At 34.5% G+C, this 22,886-nt stretch carries 22 protein-coding genes and 1 riboswitch; of the genes, 16 read left to right on the forward strand and 6 right to left on the reverse strand.

Translation table 11 applies throughout. The features are described 5' to 3' along the window. Nucleotides 1-57: 57 nt before the first annotated feature. The 4 genes from BT156_RS04080 to BT156_RS04095 all read left to right on the forward strand — a co-directional run bounded on the left by BT156_RS04080 (nucleotide 58) and on the right by BT156_RS04095 (nucleotide 4,263). On the forward strand, nucleotides 58-1,575 hold the full coding sequence (locus BT156_RS04080) for an OmpA family protein (RefSeq protein WP_072407434.1): 1,518 nt from the start codon (nucleotides 58-60) through the stop codon (nucleotides 1,573-1,575). 94 nt (nucleotides 1,576-1,669) lie between these two features. Further along, a complete protein-coding gene (locus BT156_RS04085) occupies nucleotides 1,670-2,410 on the forward strand; it encodes a YebC/PmpR family DNA-binding transcriptional regulator (RefSeq protein ID WP_072407436.1) in 741 nt (246 codons plus the stop codon). Between the two features lie 56 nt (nucleotides 2,411-2,466). Continuing rightward, on the forward strand, nucleotides 2,467-3,291 hold the full coding sequence (locus tag BT156_RS04090) for a UDP-2,3-diacylglucosamine diphosphatase (protein WP_072407438.1): 825 nt from the start codon (nucleotides 2,467-2,469) through the stop codon (nucleotides 3,289-3,291). After that, nucleotides 3,292-4,263, forward strand: a complete 972-nt coding sequence (locus BT156_RS04095; RefSeq protein WP_072407440.1) for a glycosyltransferase family protein — start codon at nucleotides 3,292-3,294, stop codon at nucleotides 4,261-4,263. Here the strand turns inward: BT156_RS04095 and BT156_RS04100 are convergent. Together BT156_RS04100 and BT156_RS04105 are read right to left on the reverse strand one after the other, a co-directional pair. Then, on the reverse strand, nucleotides 4,252-4,542 hold the full coding sequence (locus BT156_RS04100) for a GNAT family N-acetyltransferase (RefSeq protein ID WP_072407442.1): 291 nt from the start codon (nucleotides 4,540-4,542) through the stop codon (nucleotides 4,252-4,254). The two genes, BT156_RS04095 and BT156_RS04100, sit on opposite strands and share 12 nt — an antisense overlap. Before the next feature lie 147 nt (nucleotides 4,543-4,689). Next, on the reverse strand, nucleotides 4,690-5,439 hold the full coding sequence (locus BT156_RS04105) for an RDD family protein (RefSeq protein WP_072407444.1): 750 nt from the start codon (nucleotides 5,437-5,439) through the stop codon (nucleotides 4,690-4,692). Between the two features lie 27 nt (nucleotides 5,440-5,466). On the opposite strand from BT156_RS04105, the gene BT156_RS04110 reads away from it, so the two are divergent. From BT156_RS04110 to BT156_RS04145, 8 genes are all read left to right on the forward strand, one after another. Beyond that, nucleotides 5,467-6,450, forward strand: coding sequence for a stage II sporulation protein M (locus BT156_RS04110; protein ID WP_072407446.1), 984 nt, complete (start codon nucleotides 5,467-5,469; stop codon nucleotides 6,448-6,450). Next, nucleotides 6,434-7,396 carry a DUF4013 domain-containing protein gene (locus BT156_RS04115; RefSeq protein ID WP_072407448.1) on the forward strand — a complete coding sequence of 321 codons (963 nt, stop codon included), beginning with the start codon at nucleotides 6,434-6,436 and terminating at the stop codon, nucleotides 7,394-7,396. The genes BT156_RS04110 and BT156_RS04115 overlap by 17 nt, the downstream gene beginning before the upstream one ends. Next, nucleotides 7,389-8,186 carry a DUF4129 domain-containing protein gene (locus tag BT156_RS04120; protein WP_083582282.1) on the forward strand — a complete coding sequence of 266 codons (798 nt, stop codon included), beginning with the start codon at nucleotides 7,389-7,391 and terminating at the stop codon, nucleotides 8,184-8,186. The genes BT156_RS04115 and BT156_RS04120 overlap by 8 nt, the downstream gene beginning before the upstream one ends. Before the next feature lie 16 nt (nucleotides 8,187-8,202). Further along, nucleotides 8,203-9,360: a DUF4350 domain-containing protein gene (locus BT156_RS04125; RefSeq protein WP_072407452.1), complete on the forward strand. Its 1,158-nt coding sequence runs from the start codon at nucleotides 8,203-8,205 to the stop codon at nucleotides 9,358-9,360. Between the two features lie 87 nt (nucleotides 9,361-9,447). Continuing rightward, nucleotides 9,448-9,915, forward strand: a complete 468-nt coding sequence (gene tnpA / locus BT156_RS04130) for an IS200/IS605 family transposase (protein WP_072407454.1) — start codon at nucleotides 9,448-9,450, stop codon at nucleotides 9,913-9,915. 35 nt (nucleotides 9,916-9,950) lie between these two features. After that, nucleotides 9,951-10,982 carry an AAA family ATPase gene (locus BT156_RS04135; protein WP_072407456.1) on the forward strand — a complete coding sequence of 344 codons (1,032 nt, stop codon included), beginning with the start codon at nucleotides 9,951-9,953 and terminating at the stop codon, nucleotides 10,980-10,982. A 79-nt stretch (nucleotides 10,983-11,061) separates the two neighbouring features. Further along, on the forward strand, nucleotides 11,062-12,384 hold the full coding sequence (locus tag BT156_RS04140) for a DUF58 domain-containing protein (RefSeq protein WP_072407458.1): 1,323 nt from the start codon (nucleotides 11,062-11,064) through the stop codon (nucleotides 12,382-12,384). A gap of 136 nt (nucleotides 12,385-12,520) precedes the next feature. Further along, entirely contained in the window at nucleotides 12,521-12,940 is a 420-nt protein-coding gene (locus tag BT156_RS04145) for an OsmC family protein (protein WP_072407460.1), read from the forward strand. Nucleotides 12,941-13,019: 79 nt separating this feature from the next. Here BT156_RS04145 and BT156_RS04150 read toward each other — a convergent pair whose 3' ends face one another. From BT156_RS04150 to BT156_RS04160, 3 genes are all read right to left on the reverse strand, one after another. After that, nucleotides 13,020-14,693, reverse strand: coding sequence for a T9SS type A sorting domain-containing protein (locus tag BT156_RS04150; RefSeq protein WP_072407462.1), 1,674 nt, complete (start codon nucleotides 14,691-14,693; stop codon nucleotides 13,020-13,022). A gap of 198 nt (nucleotides 14,694-14,891) precedes the next feature. Beyond that, on the reverse strand, nucleotides 14,892-15,647 hold the full coding sequence (locus BT156_RS04155; RefSeq protein ID WP_072407464.1) for a DUF6261 family protein: 756 nt from the start codon (nucleotides 15,645-15,647) through the stop codon (nucleotides 14,892-14,894). Between the two features lie 355 nt (nucleotides 15,648-16,002). Beyond that, a complete protein-coding gene (locus BT156_RS04160; RefSeq protein ID WP_072407466.1) occupies nucleotides 16,003-16,368 on the reverse strand; it encodes a helix-turn-helix domain-containing protein in 366 nt (121 codons plus the stop codon). A gap of 126 nt (nucleotides 16,369-16,494) precedes the next feature. Here BT156_RS04160 and BT156_RS04165 point away from each other — a divergent pair, with 126 nt between their 5' ends. Genes BT156_RS04165 through BT156_RS04175 form a run of 3 tightly spaced genes read left to right on the forward strand, consistent with a single transcriptional unit; the run spans nucleotide 16,495 to nucleotide 18,928 of the window. After that, a complete protein-coding gene (locus BT156_RS04165) occupies nucleotides 16,495-17,880 on the forward strand; it encodes a hypothetical protein (protein WP_139255401.1) in 1,386 nt (461 codons plus the stop codon). A 20-nt stretch (nucleotides 17,881-17,900) separates the two neighbouring features. After that, entirely contained in the window at nucleotides 17,901-18,395 is a 495-nt protein-coding gene (locus BT156_RS04170; RefSeq protein WP_072407470.1) for a hypothetical protein, read from the forward strand. Between the two features lie 2 nt (nucleotides 18,396-18,397). Continuing rightward, a complete protein-coding gene (locus BT156_RS04175; protein WP_072407471.1) occupies nucleotides 18,398-18,928 on the forward strand; it encodes a hypothetical protein in 531 nt (176 codons plus the stop codon). Nucleotides 18,929-18,970: 42 nt separating this feature from the next. Here BT156_RS04175 and BT156_RS04180 read toward each other — a convergent pair whose 3' ends face one another. Continuing rightward, nucleotides 18,971-21,586: an MGH1-like glycoside hydrolase domain-containing protein gene (locus BT156_RS04180; protein ID WP_072407472.1), complete on the reverse strand. Its 2,616-nt coding sequence runs from the start codon at nucleotides 21,584-21,586 to the stop codon at nucleotides 18,971-18,973. A gap of 187 nt (nucleotides 21,587-21,773) precedes the next feature. Further along, nucleotides 21,774-21,881: riboswitch (SAM riboswitch) on the forward strand. 65 nt (nucleotides 21,882-21,946) lie between these two features. Between BT156_RS04180 and BT156_RS04185 the strand changes: the two genes are divergently transcribed. Continuing rightward, nucleotides 21,947-22,885, forward strand: a complete 939-nt coding sequence (locus BT156_RS04185; protein WP_072407474.1) for an alpha/beta fold hydrolase — start codon at nucleotides 21,947-21,949, stop codon at nucleotides 22,883-22,885. Nucleotide 22,886: the final 1 nt, after the last annotated feature.

The raw sequence follows: 22,886 nt of genomic DNA on the forward strand, positions 1-22,886 counted from the left end.
TATATAAAGAAAAATTATATTTATTTTGCATTATCAATTATTTAATCATTTAATTCTATGAAAAATCTAAAATTAGGAATTTCAGTTTTAGCGCTTACTGTAGCTTCTACTGTATTCGCTCAGACTACCAACAATCCGTGGATGATCGGAGTTGGTGCTCATGCGGAAAACCATAAGGCGGCGCGAGTAGGCTTTAGCAATACATTTTCTGCTGATAACTTATCAAAGACATTGTTCAACACGAACAACTTCTCTATTACACCTCCACTATCTAAACTTACAGTTGCTAGAAATGTAGCTAAAGGTTTTGTAGTAGACTGGCAGACTTCTGTTGGTAATGTTGAAAACAAAAGATTCAACACAGGTAAAGAGTTTATGTTGATGACAGGTCTTGGTTTACAAGTAAAGGCTGCAGGTCTTTTATGGAACGAAGAATCTTGGTTTGATCCATATTTAAGAGTTGGTGCTAACTACTTAAGACATGATTATACTGCTCTTACTTTTCCTAGAAATAGCTATGATAACGGAAATCTAGTTGAGTCTGTATCTAATGGAGACAACGGTAACGAAAACGGTAAAGCTAACTTCTTTACAGTTTCTACTGGTGCTGGGGTAAACTTCTGGTTGACTAAAAACTTCGGTTTAGGTGTTCAAGGAGATTACGTTTCAACTCCAGGTGATAAGTCTACTGTTGCTAACTTCTGGCAAGCTTCTGCTTCATTAAACTTCAGATTCGGAAACAGAGACAGAGATAAGGATGGTATCTTAGATAAAGACGATTTATGTCCAGATACACCAGGTTTACCAGAATTCCAAGGATGTCCTGATACTGACGGTGATGGAGTTCCAGATAAAGACGATCAGTGTCCAGATGTTGCTGGTCCGGTTGAAAATAACGGTTGTCCTTGGCCAGATACAGACGGTGACGGTGTAATCGACAAAGATGACGCTTGTCCTACAGTTGCAGGTCCAAAAGAAAACAACGGTTGTCCTTGGCCAGATACAGACGGTGACGGTATCCTTGATAAAGATGATGCTTGTCCTACAGTTCCAGGTCTTCCAGAATATAACGGATGTCCTAAGCCAAGAACTGCTACAGCTACAGGTGTTGAAGAAAAATTAGGAAGTGTATTCTTTGATTTCAACAAAGCTACAATTAAAGCTGAATCTACTCCAGCATTAGATGCTGCTGCTGAATTAATTAAGAAAGACGGTGGTAACTATCTTTTAGAAGGTAGAACTGATGCTAAAGGTGCTGCTGCTTACAACTTGAAATTATCTAGAGAAAGAGCTGCTGCTGTAGTTGCTGCTTTAGATGCAAGAGGTGTAGATGCTAGCGCTCTTAAATCAATCGGTGTAGGTGCTGCTAAAGCTAAAGTTCCTGCTTCTGCTTCTGATGCTGAAAGACAAGTTGACAGAAAAGTAGTTGTAACTGCTGTTGAAGATGCTGCTCAGTGGAATGCTCTTAAGAAAAGAGACTACGAGGATGCAACTCCAGTAAAAGTTAAGAAAAAAGCTACTGCTAAGAAAAAAGCTCCAGCTAAGAAAAAAGCTGCTGCTAAAAAGAAAAAATAATTAAATTTTTCTAAATATAAATACCTCCAGTTCTCTGGGGGTATTTTTTTTTCGTTTACTTTTAATTAATTTTGTTGAAAATTTAAAAATAAAAATGGGAAGAGCGTTTGAATATAGAAAAGCTTCTAAAATGGCCCGTTGGGATAAAATGGCCAAGACTTTCTCTAAAATAGGTAAAGACATTGCATTAGCAGTTAAGGCCGGTGGCCCTGATGTTGAAGCAAATCCTGCATTGAGAAGATGTATCCAGAATGCGAAAGGTGCAAACATGCCAAAAGATAACGTTGAAAGAGCGATAAAAAAGGCAAGTGGTGCAGATGCAGAAAACTATGAAGAGATCACTTATGAAGGATACGGACAAGGTGGTGTTGCGTTTTTTGTAGAATGTACAACAAACAATACAACAAGAACTGTTGCAAACGTAAGGGCTATTTTCAATAAGTTTGACGGTAACCTTGGTAAGAATGGTGAGCTAGCTTTTATCTTCGACAGAAAAGGTATTTTCAGTATCGATATAGCTCAAATCAAGATGGATTGGGATGATTTCGAAATGGAAATGATCGACGGTGGAGCAGAAGATGTAGAAAAAGATGAAGAAGAAGTAATGATAACAACTGCTTTTGAAGATTTCGGATCTTTATCTCATAAATTGGATGAGCTTAAAATCGAGGTTAAAAGTGCAGAGCTTCAAAGAATCGCCAACAATACAAAAGAAGTTACAGAAGAGCAGTTCAAGGCAAACATGAAAATGCTTGACCGTTTCGAGGAAGATGATGACGTACAAAACGTTTATCACAACATGGAAATCACAGAAGAGTTGATGAACGCTCTATAAAAATAATATAACATTCATATACAGTTAACTTTCAATTAGTTTCTTTGCATAAAACTATGAAAAGAGATATTGAGTTAGTTGTTATTTCGGATGTTCATTTGGGAACTTATGGATGTAAGGCTAAAGAATTATTAAGATATCTGAACTCTATTCAGCCTAAAACTTTAGTATTGAATGGTGATATTATTGATATCTGGCAATTCAAAAAGTCTTACTTCCCTAAACCTCATTTAAAGGTGATCAAGAAAATTCTTTCATTGGCCACCAAAAATACCGAAGTGTACTACATCACAGGGAACCACGACGAGATGTTCCGCAAGTTTACCGATTTTCAATTGGGTAAGCTTAAAGTCTGCAACAAAATCTGTTTAGATATCAACCAAAAGAAAACCTGGATCTTTCATGGAGATGTTTTTGATGCATCCGTCCAGCATTCTAAATGGATCGCGAAATTAGGAGGAAAAGGTTACGATTTATTAATTGTAATCAATAATGTTGTAAATTGGTTCTTAGAGAAAATGGGGAAAGAGAAATACTCATTTTCAAAAAAGATAAAAAACAACGTAAAGAAAGCAGTGAAATATATCGGAGATTTTGAATTAACAGCTTCTGAACTGGCCATTGACAATCATTATGATTACGTTATTTGCGGACACATTCACCAGCCTCAAATCCGTGAAGTTGTAACTAAAAAAGGGTCTTGTACTTATCTTAATTCAGGAGATTGGATTGAAAACCTTTCGGCATTGGAATACAACGATAACGAATGGAAGATCTTTTATTACGACGAACATAAACATTTGTTGAAAGATGATGAAGCAGAAGAAATTCAGGAGATGGATAATTCTGAGCTTTTAAAAATAGTAACTAATTTTTCTTAAATGAAGATTTTATACGCATTTCAGGGCACCGGAAACGGACATGTCGCAAGAGCACAGGAAATTATTCCTATTCTAAAAAAATACGCTTCGGTTGATACTTTGATCAGTGGTCACCAATCGCAATTAAAGGCTGATTTTGATATTAACTATCAACATAAGGGCATTTCCCTTCTTTACAATAAAACCGGAGGATTATCCTACCGAAAAACGTTTTTTGAGAATAAATTTCTTGAAGCCGTAAAAACAATCAGGGAATTAGAGCTAATGCAGTATGATTTAATTATTAATGATTACGAACCTTTGACGGGTTGGGCTTCTAAATTAAATAAGCTTCCAATGATCGAATTAAGTCACCAAGCTTCTATGAGTTTTCCTGAAACTCCTAAGCCCAAAAAGAAAGATTTTCTTGGAGAATTAATTTTGGAATATTACGTTCCGAGTGAAAGGAAGATAGGTTTCCATTTTGAAAATTATCATCCTCAAATTAAAAAACCTGTTATCAGACATAAGATCAGGAACCTCAATCCTGATAAAAAAGGGTATTATCTTGTTTATTTACCGAGTTTTTCTGATGAAAATATCATTAAAGTTTTAGAACAAATTCCTGTTGAATGGAAAGTGTTTTCTAAACACAGTAAAGTTCAGACTAAAGTAAAAAATGTTGAAATTTTCCCAATTGATGAAATTCAATATTTAAAATATTTTGAAAACTGTGAAGGTATTTTATGCAACGCCGGTTTCGAAACCCCTGCCGAAGCCCTTTTTATGGATAAAAAATTATTCGTTATTCCTATTCATAATCAATACGAGCAGGAATGTAATGCCTGTGCTTTAGATAAAATGGGAATCCCAAATTCTAAAGTTTTAGATTTAAATGAAATAAAAGATTGGGTAGCTACCGATCATCATCTGAAAGTTGACTACCCGGATGATATTGAGCAAATATTGGTCAATGAGGTTTTAATTCTTTAAAAAGATATCATCAATATCACTCATTCTCGTCATTACAGCTCTTGCGTAAGAGCAGTGAGGGTATACTTTCCAATTATTTTCTCTAGAGAATTTTATGGCTTCTTCTACCAAATATTTTCCCATTCCTCTTCCTTCAAATTCCGGATGAACCAAGACGAATGAAATGATCAATTTATTATCTTCAGGGAAAATAGTATAAGTGAGTCTTCCGATTTCTTTGATCTCGTTATTTAACGTAAGAACTCCACCGTTTCCGGATTTATTGTTTTCAAATTTCATAATTAAGGCTTTGTGTTGATTCAATACAAAAACTGCACCGACTTAAGGTGGTGAATTGTGAATAGTCAATTCGATTCTCGCGTCAATTTTTTTATAGTGAAGATAATTAATAATTCACTTGCAAAGCAAAATTGACCATTCCCATTCTTAATTATCTTTTCCCGTATAATAATTATAATCTTTAATAACGACATTAATAAACTGCCTTTCCGTCATTTTTGTAGCATCAACTTCAAGCTTTAAAATGCCTTTTATTTTATCAGAAAGTTTACTGATAATCTGTCTGTCATCAACTCGTAAAGCTTTTGTGTAATTGTCTTTAATAATTCTCATGTCATTATCGGTTAGAGCAATAACCTGCGGAAATGATGGGATATAATCTTCTTTAATATTTTCTAAAATCGTATGAGAAATATTAATGCTGTTTTTTAAAGAAATCACCGCCGTTCCTGAAGCAATATCTCCCAAACGCTGATTGTTTTTAGAAACGATCATAGAAATTAAACCAACAACACCTGCAAAAGAAGTATCAATCAATCTGAACATCCAGCGAATCAGATAATCTCCAAAACTTGCCTGATAACCATCAATTTTCACAACTCGGATCTTCATTAATTTTTTTCCGGGTGTCTGGCCTTCCATCAAGCTTTCCAGCACAACAGGATAAATATAGATAGGAAATGTAATCGCAATATAAATTGCCATTTGCGACCATTGATCGAGCCCGTTTAATAAATATCCAAGATCAAAAAAATTGAAAAATACGTAAAAAGCAATCACTGCATACGCAACCTTAATCAGAAGATCAATGATAAACGCAAGCATTCTTTCTCCAACACTGGCGATGTTGAAATTAATATTTACATTTTGTGAAGTATTAATCGCAATTTGAGACATATTTTTTATTATTTTAGCCTTACAATTATGAGAGAGGTTTATTTCATTAAACAAAATAAAGAAAAATGGTTGGGAATTGAACAGGTTATTCAAGGGAAAATTAAAAAAAATCCTGATGACCTGTCTTCGTTGTACATCAACCTTATCAATGACCTTTCTTTTGCGCAGACTTATTACCCCAAAAGTAATACAACGGTTTATTTAAACCACTTATCTTCTCAGATATTTCAAAAAATTTACAAAACGAAAAGAGTAGAGCAAAACAGATTGCTGTATTTTTTCAAAACTGAAGTTCCTTTATTGGTCTATCAGTACAGAAGATATTTGACATACGCATTTTTGTTTTTTACTTTGTTTACTTTGATTGGGGTTCTTTCTGCCATTTATGACAAAAATTTTGCGAATATTATTCTTGGAGAAAGCTATGTTAACGAAACCATAGAAAATATTAAACAAGGAAATGCTGTCGGAATATATCAAAGCGGCTCAACGTGGGGAAGTACGATCGGAATTATTTTCAACAATATCGGAGTCGGCGCAAAATTATACATCTACGGAATTGCAGGCGGAGTCGGAACATTGTACGCTTTGCTTTCAAACAGCGTGATGTTGGGTTCTTTCCAATATTTTTTCTACGATTACGGAGCGTTGAAAGACAGCGCAAGAGGAATCTGGCTTCACGGGGTTTTTGAGATTTTTTCGATGGTTGTTGAAGCGATGTGCGGATTGATCTTGGGAGCGTCTATTTTATTTCCGAAAACTTTTTCGAGATTTAATTCTTTTAAAAACGGATTTAAAGATTCATTTAAAATATTTTTAAGCACAATTCCTTTTACGATCTGTGCGGGAATTATTGAAGGATATATCACAAGACATGCTTTAAAAATGCCTTTGATTCTGAATTTAATTATTATTTTCGGAACATTGGCGATCATAGGATTCTATTATATTATTTATCCGTCAATTGTTAATAAAAAAACTAACAGCCAAATCAATGATGCAGTTTTATAAAAAAAGAGATTTCGGAACTTTTATAAGTGATAGTTTTAATTTTTTCAAACTATACGGTAAGAATTACTTCAAAAATTATATTTTACTGAATGGTTTGCTGATGATCCTAATGGTCACAGTATTTGTATTAGGGTACAGAGAATTGTTCTCACAACTTTTTGGCTCTAATCTTAGCGGAGAAAGCTATTATTTTCAACAATATTTTGAGGACAATCTCGGAATGCTGATCGTTGTCGGGATTCTTACCTTTCTTCTTTTCTTGATTTTAATGATCGTTAATTATCTGTTTCCCGTTTTTTATCTGAAGAGATTGGGACAGGGTCAGGAAAAGATCAAAACGGATGATATTTTGAGCGATTTTAAAAACAATGCAGGAAAAATTGCCAAGCTTTGTTTGGGAATGGTATTTGTCGTTACACCGCTGTCATTCATTATAATAGGATTTTCTTATGTGTTGGTTTTAATCGTGATAGGAATCTTTTTGATATTGCTGGTTTTTCCTACCTTATTCAATGTTGTTACATTTTTGATGTATGATTATTTTAATTCTAATCGAGGTTTTTTCGAAAGTTTAAGCTATTCCATCCGTTCTCAATTTTCTTATCCGAACGGCAGAGAGAAATCTCCGTATTGGAAATATTGGGGAGCAACGATCATTGTTTCAATTATTTTATATGTTGTGACATCAATTTTTACGTTTGTTCCGCTGATGTTTTTTTACGGATCACTTTTAACGTCCGCTCCGGATGGTAATTTTGAACAGAATCCGTTTGCAGGAACAGCCGGAATACTTTTCTTTGTTTTTTACGGAATCTCGATGCTTGTATCATTTTTCCTTTCAAATATGATGTACGTGAATTCAGGATTAATGTATTACGACAGCAGAACAGACCTTCATCAAAAAGTAGAATTAGCAGAAATAGACACCATCGGTAATAATGAATAAAATCCTTTTTTTCTTACTGATATTTTTCTCCTTTGAATCTTCTTTTGCTCAGGATCAGACAGGTCCGCCGCCTGTTGCGGAAGCATATATAGATTCATTGAACACGGGACATTACAAAAATATGTACCGTGCAGATTCTGTTTTGCTTAAAAATCCGGTTTCAGAAAACACGGTCTATCCAAAAAAATTCAAGGAAAATATTCAGTCGAGATATAAAGGAAATGAGTTTGATTATACAACTATTAAACCTAAAGAATCTTTCTGGCAAAAGCTTTTAAGAAAGATCGATAAAATATTGCAAAGTATTTTTGGAGATACGGTTTTCACGAAATCCGGTAATATTGCAGGGATTTTAATGCGGATATTTGCCATTGTTCTGGTCGGTTTTCTTCTGTATTTTATTATTAAATATTTGATCGGAAAAGATGGAAATTTTATCTTCGGAAAAAAGAATAAGAAAGTAATTATTAAAGATGAAGAACTTCATGAAAACATTCATGAGATCAATTTCCCTGAAAGTATTGCCAAATTTGAAAGGGAGGGAGATTATCGTTCTGCAATTCGTTATCAGTTTTTATTTGTACTTAAAAAATTAAGCGATAAAAAATCCATCAACTGGAATCCCGAAAAGACCAATAAAGATTACGTGACAGAATTAAAAGTACCGAATCTGAAAAATGAATTTTCTAATTTATCATACATTTTCGAATATGTTTGGTATGGAGAATTCAGCATTGATGAGCAGGGTTATCAGAAATTCAAAGCCCAATACCAGGCATTTAAACCTTAATTAAACTCTTTTCATAATGAATAAAACTTTCAAAATATATGCTGTAATTTTCATCGTTGTGATGGTGATTTTGGCGTTGCTTGAAGTGAACAAAAAAGAGGTTACCGATTGGCGTAAGAATTTTGATACGAATGAGAAATCACCTTTCGGATTGTTTATTTTTGATCATGAAGCTAAAGATCTTTTTAAAAATAAGCTGAAAAAAATAGATCAGACGCCTTACGACTATTACAGTACTCATAAAAAAGGATCACATAATATTCTGGTTGTAGAAACTGAAGTAGACACAGAATCCTGGAACAAGATTTTAGATCAGGTTTCCAAAGGTTCAGATGCGATGTTGATTGTCAGTCAAATTCCAAAAGAGGTTTCAGACAGCATCGGATATTATGATTCAGAAATATCTTTTGCAGATGAAAATGTGTTGAAACTGACTGATAAAAAATACCAGAACGATTTTATTAAATTAGATAAATTTCCGTCAGGAAGAGGGTTTTCTTATATAAAGCCTCAGGTTGAAGTTCTCGGAAAAACAGTTGAAAAGAACAATTCGGATCAGGCTAATTTTATTAAAATTAAATTCGGAAAAGGAAATATTTACGTTCATTGCGAACCTCTTTTCATGACGAATTATTATCTTTTGAAACCCGGAAACATAAAATATGCTCAAGATGTTTTTTCGTATCTTGACGATAAAGAAACGATTTGGTTTGTAGAAAGTAGCGCAAAAGTTTCTCATTTCTTTATGAGGTTTATTTTGTCAAATCCGGCATTGAAATATGCCTGGTGGGTATTTTTGGGCGGATTGGTATTATTCGTTTTCTTTAATGCAAAAAGGAAACAGCGTATTGTTTCTGTCATTGAACCTCTGAAAAATACTTCGGTAGATTTTGTAAAAAGTATCGGAAACCTCTATCTTCAGGAAGGCGATTTTCATGATATGATGGCTAAAAAAGCCCAATATTTTCTGAATAAAGTAAGGCTTGACTTCCTCATTGATACCCAAAATTTAGATGAAAAATTTGCTAAAAAACTTCAGCTGAAAACAGGAAAACCGATTGAAATGATGAATGAAGCAATAAACCTTATTAAAAAAGCACAGGATCCTTATGCAAGCGTAATGAAGGAAGATCTGGTTAGAATGAATAAACTTTTGGATGATATTTTAAAGTGAGACTTAAGAAGGTGAGCTCCGTAGGAGCGAAATGTTTGTAGATAAAACAGATAATTATAATTTGAACTCCGTAGGAGTGAAACAGAAATGGCAAATACGTATATTCAGATTTATATTCAATTTATCTTCGCTGTACAGGGAAGACAAAATCTGATTCATTCTTCAAAAAGAGAAGATTTACATAAATATATTTCCGGAATTATTAAATATAAAAATCAAAAATTACTGGCTATTTATGCAAATCCGGATCATATTCATCTTTTTGTAGGTTTTAATAGTTTGAATTTTAAAATTTCAGATTTTATGCGCGAAATTAAAGCAAATTCTTCCAGATTTATTAATGAAGAGAAATGGGTAAATGGAAAGTTTAACTGGCAGGAAGGTTATGGGGCATTTTCGTATTCAAAAAGTCAGATTAATAAAGTTGTTAATTATATCCTTAATCAGGAAGAGCATCACAAAAAGAAAAGTTTTAAAGAAGAATATCTTGATCTTTTGAATAAATTTGAAATACAATATGAAGAAAAATACTTGTTTGAATTTTATAATGATTAAAGTGTCGCTCCTACAGAGCTTAAAAATTAAAAATTATGGAAAACCTTGAAAACCAAAACATAGAAAATCAAAATTCTATAAATCTCGATAAAAAAGAAAGCGATTTTCAATCTCGAATTGATATGATTGAACTTCGTGCAAGTTTAGAAAAAGTGAAATCTGAAATTGCAAAAGTAATTGTAGGTCAGGAAAGTATGGTCGAGCATCTTTTGGCAGCACTTTTATCTAACGGTCATGTTTTGATCGAAGGGGTGCCGGGAGTTGCAAAAACGATTACGGCAAAATTACTGGCTAAGACAATTGATGTTGGCTTCAGCAGGATTCAGTTTACGCCGGATTTAATGCCTTCTGATATTTTGGGAACATCAATTTTCAATGTCAAAAATTCTGAATTTGAATTTAAAAAAGGACCGATTTTCTCCAATTTTATTCTGATCGATGAGATCAACAGGTCACCTGCGAAAACTCAGGCTGCGATGTTTGAAGTAATGGAAGAAAGACAAATTACAATGGACGGAATCCGTTATGTAATGGAGGAGCCGTTTTTGGTAGTTGCCACACAAAACCCAATTGAGCATGAAGGAACGTACAGACTTCCTGAAGCTCAATTAGACCGTTTTCTATTTAAAATTAATGTTGGGTATCCTAATCTTGAACAGGAAATTACGATTATTAAAAATCAGCACGAAAGCAAAAGAGAAGATAAAACAGAAGCCGTAAACCGAGTGATTAGTGCGGAACAATTGAAAAGTTACCAGCAATTAGTTAAAGAAGTGATTGTTGAGACTCATTTGATAGAGTATATTGCAAAAATCATTATTAATACAAGAGAAAATCAGTTCTTATATTTGGGAGCTTCACCGAGAGCGAGTTTGGCTTTATTAACAGCTTCAAAAGCTTTCGCAGCATTGAGAGGAAGAGATTTTGTAACCCCGGAAGACATCAAAGAAGCAAGTTATGCCGTTTTGAGACACAGGGTAATCGTTTCTCCGGAAAGAGAGATGGAAGGCTTAACCGCTGATGAAATAATCCGACAAATATTAGAAGGAATAGAGATTCCGAGGTAGGTTTTAGGAATAAGGGTTTAGGACTTAGTTATCCACAAAGTTTTAAAGCTTATCGCCTGCTGCTTACATCTTAACGCCTATGAAAAATTTATACATAAACACTCGCTTTTTCGTTGCGCTCATCGGAGTGGGGATTCTTTATGTCTTGGCATTTTTCTTCCCTGTTTTAATGGTGGTGGCTCATGCTGTTTTATTGATTTGTTTTCTTGCAGCGATGGTTGATTATCTCTTGCTTTTTAACCAAAAAGAGGGAGTTTTAGCACAAAGAATTTTGCCTGAGAAATTATCAAATGGCGATGAAAATCCTGTGAAAATTGATGTCAAAAATAATTATGGTTTTAAGATCGAGACTAAAATTATTGACGAAATACCGTTTCAGTTTCAGAAGAGGGATTTCTTGATCAGAAAACAGATAGACTCGGGAAAAAACATCTATTTTCAATATACTTTAGAGCCAAAGGAAAGAGGAGAATATAATTTTGGGAGTTTAAATATTTATGCATCGTCCCCGATAGGGTTTATTTCAAAAAGATTTAGGTTTCAGAAAGATGCAAATTTAGCTTCATATCCATCATTTGTACACCTCAGAAAGTATGAATTAATGGCACTTCAAAGTGAATTTTTGCTGGGTGGAATTAAGAAGATCAGAAAGCTGGGGCACACTATGGAATTTGAGCAGATTAAAGAATATGTTCCCGGTGATGATATCAGAACGATCAACTGGAAAGCGACTTCTAAAACGAATCGTTTGATGGTTAACCAATTTCAGGATGAAAAATCCCAACGTATTTTTATGTTGATTGATACGGGAAGAACCATGAAAATGCCTTTCAACGGATTGAGTCTTTTGGATTATTCAATCAATGCAACGATGGCTTTGTCTCATATTATTTTAAAGAAAGGTGATCGTGCGGGAATGATGACGTTCTCAAAGAAAACCGAAAATAAAATTGCGGCAGAAAATAAATCCGGTCAGCTTAAAAAGATCTCGGAAGCACTTTATAATATCAATACCAACTTTTTTGAAAGTGATTTTAACAGATTATATCAGGATGTAAAATATTCGATCAATCAGAGAAGTTTGATTTTATTGTTTACGAATTTTGAAACATTGGACGGACTCAACCGTCAGTTAAAATATCTCCGCGGAATTGCAAAAAACCATTTATTAGTGGTCGTATTCTTCAAAAATGCAGAACTTCACACATTGATCAATAAAAATCCTGAAAGTATGCAGGAAATTTATGATGAAATTATTGCAGAGAAATTTGAATTTGAAAAGAAACTAATCATTCAGGAGCTTCGTAAATACGGGATCTATACAGTTTACACACTTCCTGAAAATTTAAATATCGATGTTATCAATAAATATTTAGAGATAAAAGCGAGAGGAATTTTATAATTTTACGGATAAAATAATTTATACATAAACGCTTCGACTCCGCTCAGCGTGACATTGGTTAACATCGTGTTTTAAGCAGATCGTATCAGGATTGTCATGCTGAGCGGAGTCGAGGCATCTTCAAATATATTTAAAAATGAAAATTACACTCAACAGACTCAACGACGATTTTTTATTTGAATGCACCAATTCTCAAGGGAATTCCATTCTTTTGGATAATACAACACAACCCGGAGCAAAAGGAGTTTCTCCAATGGAAAGTGTTTTAATGGCAGTTGCAGGATGCAGCGGAATAGATGTAGTTTCTATTTTGAAAAAACAAAGACAGGAAATCACTGATTTTAAAGCAGAAGTAGAAGGAGAAAGGGTTCAGGTTGATGATGCAAAACCTTTCCAGGCTATTAAAGTTAAATTTTTGCTGGAAGGAAATATTGACGCTAAAAAAGCACAAAAAGCAGCCGAATTATCTTTTGAAAAATACTGTTCCGTTTCTAAAACCTTAGAGCCGAATGTAGAAATTGGATATGAAGTTTACGTAAACGGAGAGAAAATTTAAGTACTTTTTCTCTACCTCACGAGATAAAAAAACCGGACTCTGCGTCCGGTTTTTGTTTATCAATAAGTTTTTTGTGATATTATTTTTTAATGATCTTGGTACTTTTTAGAGTGCCGTCTTTCATTGTTAACGTCAAAATATAAACTCCTGTTTTCAGACTTTCCAAATGTAATCCTGAAGATGGATTATCAAAAGTTGTTACTGTAATTCCTGAAAGATCCGTTACCACGGCACGTTTTACGTTGTCTGATTTTTCAATATTTAAAACATTTGTGAAAGGATTAGGATAAACACTTAATTGCTTTTCAGCTTTCACTTCATTTGTTGCTAAAACCAATGGCTCTAACGTTACATTTACTTTCCATGTGTTATTATCAACCTGGTTATAATCTGCGTTACAGCCAGATCCTCCATATGTTCTCCATGCTCTCAGTTCGAAATTCACATTTCCTGTAAGGTTATTGGCTAAAGTTAAACCAGATCTTTCATATAAAAAAGTTCCAGGACTTCCACCTGAGCCCGTTGTTACAGATGGCTCTGAAGTATTGTTGGTAGTGCAGACCAGCAAACTGTTTTGTTCTTCCATCCATCCGTCTGCCTGAGTGGTCATGGCATAAGACACGCTGGTAGATTTTATTTTGTAACCTGCCGGAATGGCAACTGTAAGTAAGCCGGGACAGCTTGTTGTCGCTGTTAGGCTTGGCGTACCACTGCTGTACATTGTGTTAATATCTCCTGAGGTGTATGTTGTGGATACCTGCCCGGTTGCGAATTCTTTCATTTTCCAGAAACCTTGTGATGAACCACAGTTTGATCTTACCCAGAAATAATAAGTTTGCCCTGTTATTAGGCTGTTTAAGGTTACAGAAGTTATTCCTGCTGCTACACTTCCTGTTGGTGTCGTTGTTGCTGTTGGTGCAGTAGGAGAGGTGCTTACATAATATTGATACCCTGATGAAGGGGCGCTGGCAGAAGGTGTCCAGCTTACAGTGGCGTTCGTCATTGTAGAAGTGTAAGTAATATTTGAAGGAGACGAACATGCAGAATAAAGATCCGCTGAAAAAGCAAAAATATTAGGAATCCCGCCTGATGCTTTGGTTACCGTAATACTTTGTACATTTTTAGATTGATTCCCCGGGTTTATGGCTAAAGGGATTTGATATAATCTGGGATCTGTTCCGCTGCCGGATTCTAAATTGTCATTATTTATATTAATTCTTCCAATCCCCTGAATGGCAAAATTTAAACCGTAATACCAGTCCGAGATAGCAATTCCGCTGAAAGTTTGAGTGGTAGCATCTGAAAAATTAACGGTAACATTAACGGTACAATCTCCACTTCCGCCAGTTGCGAGCATATACAGGCTTAGAACCGGTGTAGGTGTTGAAAGAGTTAACGTGCCGGAATCATTTACGTTTTCTAGTCTTAAAGAATTGTTGGAGCTGTAGGGCGCCAGCTGATAGCTCAATCCTGAAGTAGAACCTACCGCTGAATTGATAATCCTGTTGACTGGCAGTCCATAAGTAAGCGGTGTGCTTGAAGAAGTCAGTTGAAAATCTTTTGATACAAAGGCATAGCTTACTCCGTCTACATCATTGTTGATGGATGAAGCAGAAGGACCAACGCCGTTAGCGATAACATCGGCATTGAATCCGCTCTGAATAGAGATCGGCTGATATTCCTGTGCTTTGGTTTGATTAATGAACATTATTGACAACAGCAAGCCTGTAATCTTTAGTAGTTTTGTTTTCATAAAAGCTGTATTTTTTGTATCGCTAATATATGCAATATGTTGCGAATAATTTAATATAATTTAAATTTAAGTATTGAATTTTAATTAAAAACAGGTTTTAATGTATTTTATTCTAATTATTTCTGATAGGATGGTAAATAATTATAAAAAAATACCCTTCCATTGAATGAAAGGGTAAAATATTGAAAAACGATTTCTTTATTTTTTGATATTATTCTCAGTTTTCGGAGGACTGGGCTTTCCGCTTCTTCTTGCCAGCACATCTGAGAAATACTTTCTTCCGTTATTAATAACCGCTAATGCATCTTTATAAAAAGCATCCGTTTTCACGTTGGCTAAAGTAGCTGTGTAATTCGCCATTTGCCTGTAATCATTGGTAAGGGTTTTTCTTAGAACCTTTACATCATAGGTTTGCTTTTGGGAAGTCTGATAAGAGCGATGGGCAAATAGATCATTAAATGCAGTATTAGAATCTGACAAATGATTAACGAACTTCACAATCCCCAACGTTGCCACTTGGGAACTATACTCGGGAGATTGAAGTTTTGTAATTAAAGTGTTCAGTTTATTGGTTTCTTCTTCATAGGATGCATCTTCTACGCCTTTATACTGATCCAGCAATATTTTAATAGAAGTATAGGCATCTTTCTCAGTTTGGGCTTTTGCATTTCTATAAGGTTTTATAGAATCCTTTAAAGCCTGAACATCCGTATCTCTCACCTTGTCTGCATTTGCAATCTTTTCAGATTCTTCACTGGCGCGTATCTGGTCTAGTGCGCTGTTATAGTTTGGAATTTGATTTTGCAGAGCATCAAACATTCTTTTGAAGTCCGCATCCGTATTGGCATCTAAAGAAGTTTGAGAAAAATCTTCAAAAAAACGAACGATAAACTGCCCGAATTCTGCGTGATGTAAACTAATGAGATGAAGGGAAGTCAATTTTTGGTTGTCCATAATAATTTTTTTTATTGATTTGTATTGATATTTGTGTTACTCTTGCGTACTTCAATCTACAGTAAATCCCTAAAATCTAGCCTAAAGTTTGTGATTCCCGTAGGGAATCTAAACCCACTTTGTAGAGATGCTTCCAGCATGACAAAGTAACTGTTGTAAGTGGTCTGCTATATAGTATTTTGATTTCTCCTGTTGAGACGGACGGAACTTATATTGGTTAAAAGAGTCTCAATTTATGACAAAGCCAACTCTTTTAGGTTAAGGCTTTCTCAACCTGAGACAGCTAGAACTTATTTGGGATTGTACGATCTCAGCTTGAGACGATGTAAACCCAAATAGTTTCTTTACTTCTTCACTATTTTTTCAATAAACTCTCTATGAGTTTATTTTGAGATTCTATAAGTCTGGTGATCTGATCTTGGTTTTTTAATATGCTTTCTATCAATTCTGGTGATTGCATATTTATAGTACCATTTCCTAAATTAACAGCTCCTTCAATCTTTTCTATTTGATTGATATTTGTAATTTTATCTTCAAATAACTGATTCATATCTATTTCAAATTCTTTTGCAATTCTGCTGAGTAACATAGAATTGGGAATACTTTTATCAGATTCTATATTAGATATAGTGCTTTGCGTAACATCTAATTTAAAAGCCAAATCATCCTGAGACCAGTTTTTTGCTTCACGGTATTGCCTTACTTTAGTACCTAAACTCATTTTATTAATATTTTAATCAAAAATATTAAAATATTAATGATATAGGAAATAAATTTATTTTAGTTTTGTCACAGGTCACTTTGGTGTGATAAAAATAATTATATTTAACAATTAAAACTCAACTGAATGAAAAACAAATCTATTATCAGGCTGCTCCTGTTAGCTGTCTTCAGTATTTTTCTGTATTCCTGTATGAATGAAGACCTCTATTCTTCTTCTGAAAAGGAAAAGCAGGAAATCCAATCCAAATCTCTCTGGAAAGAAGATATGGTCTTTATAAACAATGTAAAGGAAATATTTCTGAAAAATGCAAGCCTTGAAAGCTTCAAAAACAATCACGGAGGTTTACCCCAATGGGAATATGCCATGACTTTCGGAAACTTTGATGAAAGCTATCTTATGGTTCCTGTTTTCGGAGAAGATAAGGTAACAGGAGTAGTTACGGTAAAAAGGATAGAAGATAGGGTCTACTTCAAATTTTCTAAAGATGAAAAGGCAAAGTCTTTCTTCACTCATCTTATTTCTTCGGAAAACAAAAAACTGACCCCTGTAAAAGAAATCGCAGAGAATGCCAAGATCGTCTGCACCTCAAGAACCTACCTGTTTTGCTTTCCGAATAATGACGGCACACAGGACTGTTATCCTCAAGTGGTAGTAAAATGTATCAGTGAAGACAGTTTTGAAGATAATGATATGGGAGGAGACAATAGTGGAGACGACGGGCTTCCTTATGGTGGCGGCTCCGGTGGCAATACCAATCCCCAGCAAAATCAAAATCCTTGTACGAAAGCCTTAGCATCCATAACAGGCGCTAATACTATCTATAAAAATACAAATGTAAAACAAAAAATGGATGCCATTTTAAAAGGGAAAATAGAAGCCCAGAATGAATGGTCAGTTGCATTAGGAAAAACAGCTAGTGGTATTGAGGTTACAAATGCAGTTGAAGGAATTCCGGGACAAAATAGTGTAGGCATTCCTGTCTCTCAGCTCCAGAATCCATTTATCGGCGACGGACATTCTCACAAGGGAGCTCGTGGAAATCCTTCGGGTGGAGACCTATATGAAATGATAAAAGGGTTGCTTACTCAGCCGGATTTCAAATATCGTTTTGTATATGGTAACAATAATGGTACACCAGAAGTGTATGCATTAATAATAAATAATCCGAGCTTAGCTTTAGCTTTTCTCAGCCAATATCCTGAAAGTGAAAACTGTAATAATACCAATGAAGATCATACTATTAAGAGAGATAGTCCAATAGGCTTAGAATTTTATAAAGCATTTTATCATTATTCTGAGGGTAGATCTGATGATACTTCAGGTGAAAATTATGAACCCCGAGCAGTGGCAATGGCGCATATTTTGGAGAAGTTTAATATAGGTATGAGTATTGCAAACGTAGATGCAAACGGAAACCTAAAAAAAATAAATACTAAGGTTGAACAAATAACAGTTCCTGGAAGTGGTGGTGCTGTAAAAGAAGGAGTGACAGTTTCAAAATGCCCTTAATTAAATTAATATATTATACAATGAAAACCATATTTTTTAAAACCATATTTATCCTAAGTATATTTTTTATACATAATTGTAAAGCGCAGACAACAAATGATTATATCACTTTTTATAATGGAGTAGTTCCAAAACTTAATATCATAGTTCCATATAAAACACAATTTTACGGACAAAACTTTTCAACCTTTTATACCGAGCTATTAAGCAAACAAATAAGTGTTGCAAAATTTGGTTGCGATTATAAAACAGATCCCGGGTCAAAATATTATGTTTTAGATTTATTTTTCGAGGATTCTGAAATGTGGCCTGTCGCAACAAATAATTCTTTTCAGTACCCTTGGGTATCTATTACTTTTCAGGATGAAATACCTGCTCAAATAAAAACCATGATATTACAAAATCATGGCGAATGGAATAGTACTTTTGCTCAGTTTTTTGCTAATATGAAAATAGAGAAAATATTATTTGTAGGTGTAAATGGGTATAATAGTACTGACTGGAAAGGTAAATAAATATGAAAAAATGGGTTTTCTTTATTTTGATGCTGAGTTTCTTGATTAGCTGTAGTATAAGAAAGAACCAGCTAGAACATTATCTATCAACTTTGGAGAACTTACGAACAGTTATTTCAAAAGAAGATTCTTTGAAGATTGATAGCGTAAAGCAAGTGATTAATAAACAGGTGGAAAAAGATAAGGAGCGAATAGAAAAGCTTGAAAAAGAAGGTTATATTTCTTTTTGCTGTGCTGAAACTTATCAAGATGCATATTTTAAAACAGGTGCAACTGGGTTTAGGATGATAATATTCAAACAATTTAAAACAAATTCAAGATCAAAAGAAGGTGAAAATAAACTGCTTGTAACAATCGGTAAAAAAAACAATATCGAAAAGGTGAAATTTTTAAAAACTACAGATGAAGATAGTAAGAAGCAGATTGAAAACATCTTCAAATCTAAAGAATTAAACCAGTGGGTTTCTGCAAAAAAATATATTTTCCGTTTAGAAACTCAGTTTGAAATTAGTATTTTCATAAAGAAAAAATAAACAAAGGACACCTCCAAAATTTTCAGAGGTGTCTTATTTTAGTTATAATGTCATTCTAGGTTTCATCAATTTTGCGACGGTGGCCGTCCATCCTGTTTGGTGTGAAGCGCCAACTCCGCGACCGTTATCTCCATGGAAATATTCAAAGAAAGTAATGTAATCTTTAAAGTTGACGTCGTAATTAAACTTAGCGTTTCCGCCGTTAAAAGCTCGTTCTCCGTTCTCATCTTTTAAGAAAATAGAACACAATCTTCCGCTGATATCTTGGGCAACTTCGTCAAGATTTCTTTTGTCTCCGCTTCCGGTTGGTAATTCTACTTTAAGGCTGTTTCCGTAGTAAAAATGAAAACGCTGTAAACTTTCAACAATCAAAAAGTTGATAGGGAACCAAATCGGACCTCTCCAGTTACTGTTTCCTCCAAACATCCTGCTGTCGCTTTCCGCAGGAGTATAATACACCATATTTTCTCTTCCATGAACTGAAAATACAAACGGATTTTCTTCATATACTTTAGACATTGCCCTGATTCCGTAAGAACTTAGAAATTCTTTTTCATCGAGCATTCTGGTCAGTACTTTTGATAATCTGTTTTTACGAAGAATACTCATGAGATGTTTTCTTCCCTGTCCTTCTTCTTCCCAATGAGATACGAGTTTTGTAAGTTCAGGTTTATTTTTTAAAATCCATTCCATTCTTGTGGTGAAATTGGGCATTTTATCCAATAAATGATGGTCAATAACCTCTACTGCAAATAGTGGAATCAAGCCTACAATACTTCTCAAACGTAAAGAAACACTTTCGCCGTTTCCTAATTGTAAAACATCGTAGAAAAATCCGTCTTCTTCATTCCACAAGCCTTCTTTGCCATCTCCCATGTTTTCCATGGCTTCGGCGATGTAAAGATAATGTTCAAAGAATTTGATGGCCATATCTTCATAAACCTGATAATATTGAGCGAGTTCCATGGCCATTCTCATCATATTCAGGGCGTACATTGCCATCCAGCTTGTTCCGTCGGCTTGTTCGAGGTGTTGACCGTCTTTCAGTTCCATATTTCGGTCAAAAGCACCGATGTTATCGAGTCCTAAGAAACCTCCACCGAAAATATTATTCCCGCTTTTATCCTTTCTGTTCACCCACCAGGTGAAATTAAGAAGAAGTTTTTGGAAAACTTTTTCTAAAAATAAAAGATCCGGTTTTCCGTTTGTTTTTTCATCAATTTTAAAAACCCGGAAGCATGACCATGCATGAACAGGCGGATTTACATCACTCAAATTCCATTCATAGGCCGGAAGTTGTCCGTTTGGATGCATATACCATTCTTTAGTTAATAAAAGAAGCTGGTTTTTGGCAAATTCAGCATCAATTATAGCAAAAGGAACACAATGGAAAGCAAGATCCCAAGTTGCATACCAGGGATATTCCCACTTATCAGGCATGGAAATAATATCTTTGTTGTGCATGTGATTCCACTCCGTATTTCTTACATAATTGTTGAAATTTCTCGGAGCTTCGAAATTGGGATCACCTTTTAGCCATTTTCCGACATTGTAATGATAAAACTGTTTGTTCCAAAGTAATCCTGCGAAGGCTTGTCTTTGAACATTTTTTTCATCCTCGCTGTTTACATCGTGCTGAATGTCATTATAATATTCATCCGCTTCGGAAATTCTAGCCTTAAAAATTTCATCAAAATGATTAAATGGCTCATCTGTTTCATTCGGAGAAAGTCTGAAATCAAAAGTTTTTGATTCTCCAGCTTCAATCATTTCATCAATTAAAAAAGAAGCTTTTGTTCCTTGTTTTTCAGGATTTACAGTGTTGCTTCCATAGATAATGTGATCATTAATACCATCTTTAAAATAGGTGTTTCCTGAATAAAGTGTTCCGTATAATTTAGGAGCATTGGTCTCGTTTTCACAAAAAACACTGTTTGAATTACTCTTTCTCGAATAGAATTTTTTAATAGAAATACTGTCATGATTAATATCAATACAACTTTCTGAAGAGGCATTCATGAGGCCTTTGTAAGAATTGTATCCCCATTTCCAGTTATTTCTGAACCATACAGTCGGAGCAACCAATATAGGAGCCTCCTTCTGGCTTCTGTTGGCTACCGTTACCCTTACTAAAATATCATTATGCTCAGCTTTACAGTATTCAATGAAAATATCGAAATATTCATCATTGTCAAAAATTCCGGTATCAAAAAGCTCGTACTCGGGTTCTTTTTTGCTTCGTCTTCCGTTCTCGGCAATAATTTGGTCGTACGGAAATGCGTTAATAGGATATTTGTACACCATTTTCATATAGCTATGAGTAGGTGTGTTATCTAAGTAATAAAAGATCTCTTTGATGTCTTCGCCATGATTTCCCTGATGATTGCTCAACCCGAAAAATCGCTCTTTTACCATTTTATCTTTTTTGTTCCAGAAAGAAAGAGCAAAACATAAAAGCTGCTTTGGATCTGAGATTCCCGCGATGCCTTCTTCTGCCCATCTGTAAGCATAACTTTCTGCTTTATCATGACTTGTAGATCCCCATGCGTTACCGTCCGGACTGTAGTCTTCACGCACATTTCCCCATTGTCGGTTGCTTACATATGGTCCCCAGTTTTTCCAGTCTTTATCTTGTAGTCTTTGTTTTTCAACACTCATATTTCATCACTTTTCATGACGAAGGTAGGTTTTTTGAAAAATAATTCCAACATTTTGAATCTGAATAATATGTAACATAACTCTGAAACTCTTTTGTTTAAAGGCTTTTCGAGATTAAATTAAATTTTTATAAATTTTTAAAATAAAAGTTTTATCTTTGCAGCATTCGATCATTCACATATTGAAAATGTTATCAAGAAAGGTTGAGGGATTAGACCCTGTGAAACCTTAGCAACCCTTTGTGCAAGCGAAGAAGGTGCTACGTTCTACCAAAATTTATTTGGACAGATAACTTACTGAAGTTCTTTCAGCCATTTCTCGTGGCATTTTCAAATTGTATTATCAAAAAGTATAATAGAATTGAAAACAGAACTAAAATATATTAATCTTTCGTATCAGACAAATTCCAAAAAGGAATACAATATCCCGTTGAGCTACCAGCTTTTCGGGAAAGACCTGTTTTCAGCACCGATCATTTTAGTTAATCATGCCTTAACCGGAAACTCAGATGTTTCGGGAGAAAAAGGATGGTGGAAAAAATTAATCGGTGAAAATCAGGTAATTGATACAAACAAATATACAGTTCTGTGTTTCAACATTCCCGGAAACGGCTATGATAATTTTTTAATTGATGAATATGAAGATTTCACGCCTTCAGATATTGCCAATATCTTTTTAAAAGGTCTTGAAAAACTTAATATAAAAAACTTGTACGCCATTATTGGAGGTTCTCTGGGAGGAGGAATCGGTTGGGAAATGTTGGTTCAACACCCAAAGCTTGCCGATATTTTCATCCCTATTGCCTGCGATTACAAAACTCATGATTGGCTTCATGCACAATGTATGGTTCAGAAATTTTTATTAAATGGAAATGATAAACCATTGCAAAAAGCGAGAATTCATGCGATGTTGTGTTACAGGACACCTCAATCCTTAAACGATAGATTTCAAAACAAATACAATCAGGAAAAACAGCTTTTAGAATCGGAAGATTGGCTTGTTTATCACGGAAATTCATTAAACGAGAGATTTAGTTTAAAATCTTATAAACTGATGAATCATTTATTAATGAACATTAACGCAGAAGAAATTCAATTGGAGAAAATTCAGGCGCGAATGCACATGATCTCCGTTGATACAGACTTATTCTTTCCCGCTTCCGAAATCCGAATGTGTTTTGAAAAGCTTAAAGAAAAAAAGGAAAATGTCTTCTATCACGAGATCAAATCAATTCATGGGCACGACGCCTTTTTAATGGAATACGAACAATTAAATAACATCATTAAAAATATTTTATAGA

The sequence above is a fragment of the Chryseobacterium limigenitum genome, from assembly GCF_900114875.1.
Classification (GTDB): domain Bacteria; phylum Bacteroidota; class Bacteroidia; order Flavobacteriales; family Weeksellaceae; genus Chryseobacterium; species Chryseobacterium limigenitum.

What these genes read in the sequence shown, in the direction of transcription:
- BT156_RS04135 (WP_072407456.1), top strand. Translation starts at nt 9,951, where the DNA reads ATGGAAAACCTTGAAAACCAAAACATAGAAAATCAAAATTCTATAAAT.
- BT156_RS04180 (WP_072407472.1), bottom strand. Translation starts at nt 21,586, where the DNA reads ATGAGTGTTGAAAAACAAAGACTACAAGATAAAGACTGGAAAAACTGG.
- BT156_RS04110 (WP_072407446.1), top strand. Translation starts at nt 5,467, where the DNA reads ATGAGAGAGGTTTATTTCATTAAACAAAATAAAGAAAAATGGTTGGGA.
- tnpA (WP_072407454.1), top strand. Translation starts at nt 9,448, where the DNA reads ATGGCAAATACGTATATTCAGATTTATATTCAATTTATCTTCGCTGTA.
- BT156_RS04175 (WP_072407471.1), top strand. Translation starts at nt 18,398, where the DNA reads ATGAAAAAATGGGTTTTCTTTATTTTGATGCTGAGTTTCTTGATTAGC.
- BT156_RS04120 (WP_083582282.1), top strand. Translation starts at nt 7,389, where the DNA reads ATGAATAAAATCCTTTTTTTCTTACTGATATTTTTCTCCTTTGAATCT.
- BT156_RS04085 (WP_072407436.1), top strand. Translation starts at nt 1,670, where the DNA reads ATGGGAAGAGCGTTTGAATATAGAAAAGCTTCTAAAATGGCCCGTTGG.
- BT156_RS04155 (WP_072407464.1), bottom strand. Translation starts at nt 15,647, where the DNA reads ATGGACAACCAAAAATTGACTTCCCTTCATCTCATTAGTTTACATCAC.
- BT156_RS04170 (WP_072407470.1), top strand. Translation starts at nt 17,901, where the DNA reads ATGAAAACCATATTTTTTAAAACCATATTTATCCTAAGTATATTTTTT.
- BT156_RS04160 (WP_072407466.1), bottom strand. Translation starts at nt 16,368, where the DNA reads ATGAGTTTAGGTACTAAAGTAAGGCAATACCGTGAAGCAAAAAACTGG.
- BT156_RS04090 (WP_072407438.1), top strand. Translation starts at nt 2,467, where the DNA reads ATGAAAAGAGATATTGAGTTAGTTGTTATTTCGGATGTTCATTTGGGA.
- BT156_RS04140 (WP_072407458.1), top strand. Translation starts at nt 11,062, where the DNA reads ATGAAAAATTTATACATAAACACTCGCTTTTTCGTTGCGCTCATCGGA.
- BT156_RS04095 (WP_072407440.1), top strand. Translation starts at nt 3,292, where the DNA reads ATGAAGATTTTATACGCATTTCAGGGCACCGGAAACGGACATGTCGCA.
- BT156_RS04165 (WP_139255401.1), top strand. Translation starts at nt 16,495, where the DNA reads ATGAAAAACAAATCTATTATCAGGCTGCTCCTGTTAGCTGTCTTCAGT.
- BT156_RS04080 (WP_072407434.1), top strand. Translation starts at nt 58, where the DNA reads ATGAAAAATCTAAAATTAGGAATTTCAGTTTTAGCGCTTACTGTAGCT.
- BT156_RS04105 (WP_072407444.1), bottom strand. Translation starts at nt 5,439, where the DNA reads ATGTCTCAAATTGCGATTAATACTTCACAAAATGTAAATATTAATTTC.
- BT156_RS04145 (WP_072407460.1), top strand. Translation starts at nt 12,521, where the DNA reads ATGAAAATTACACTCAACAGACTCAACGACGATTTTTTATTTGAATGC.
- BT156_RS04100 (WP_072407442.1), bottom strand. Translation starts at nt 4,542, where the DNA reads ATGAAATTTGAAAACAATAAATCCGGAAACGGTGGAGTTCTTACGTTA.
- BT156_RS04115 (WP_072407448.1), top strand. Translation starts at nt 6,434, where the DNA reads ATGATGCAGTTTTATAAAAAAAGAGATTTCGGAACTTTTATAAGTGAT.
- BT156_RS04150 (WP_072407462.1), bottom strand. Translation starts at nt 14,693, where the DNA reads ATGAAAACAAAACTACTAAAGATTACAGGCTTGCTGTTGTCAATAATG.
- BT156_RS04125 (WP_072407452.1), top strand. Translation starts at nt 8,203, where the DNA reads ATGAATAAAACTTTCAAAATATATGCTGTAATTTTCATCGTTGTGATG.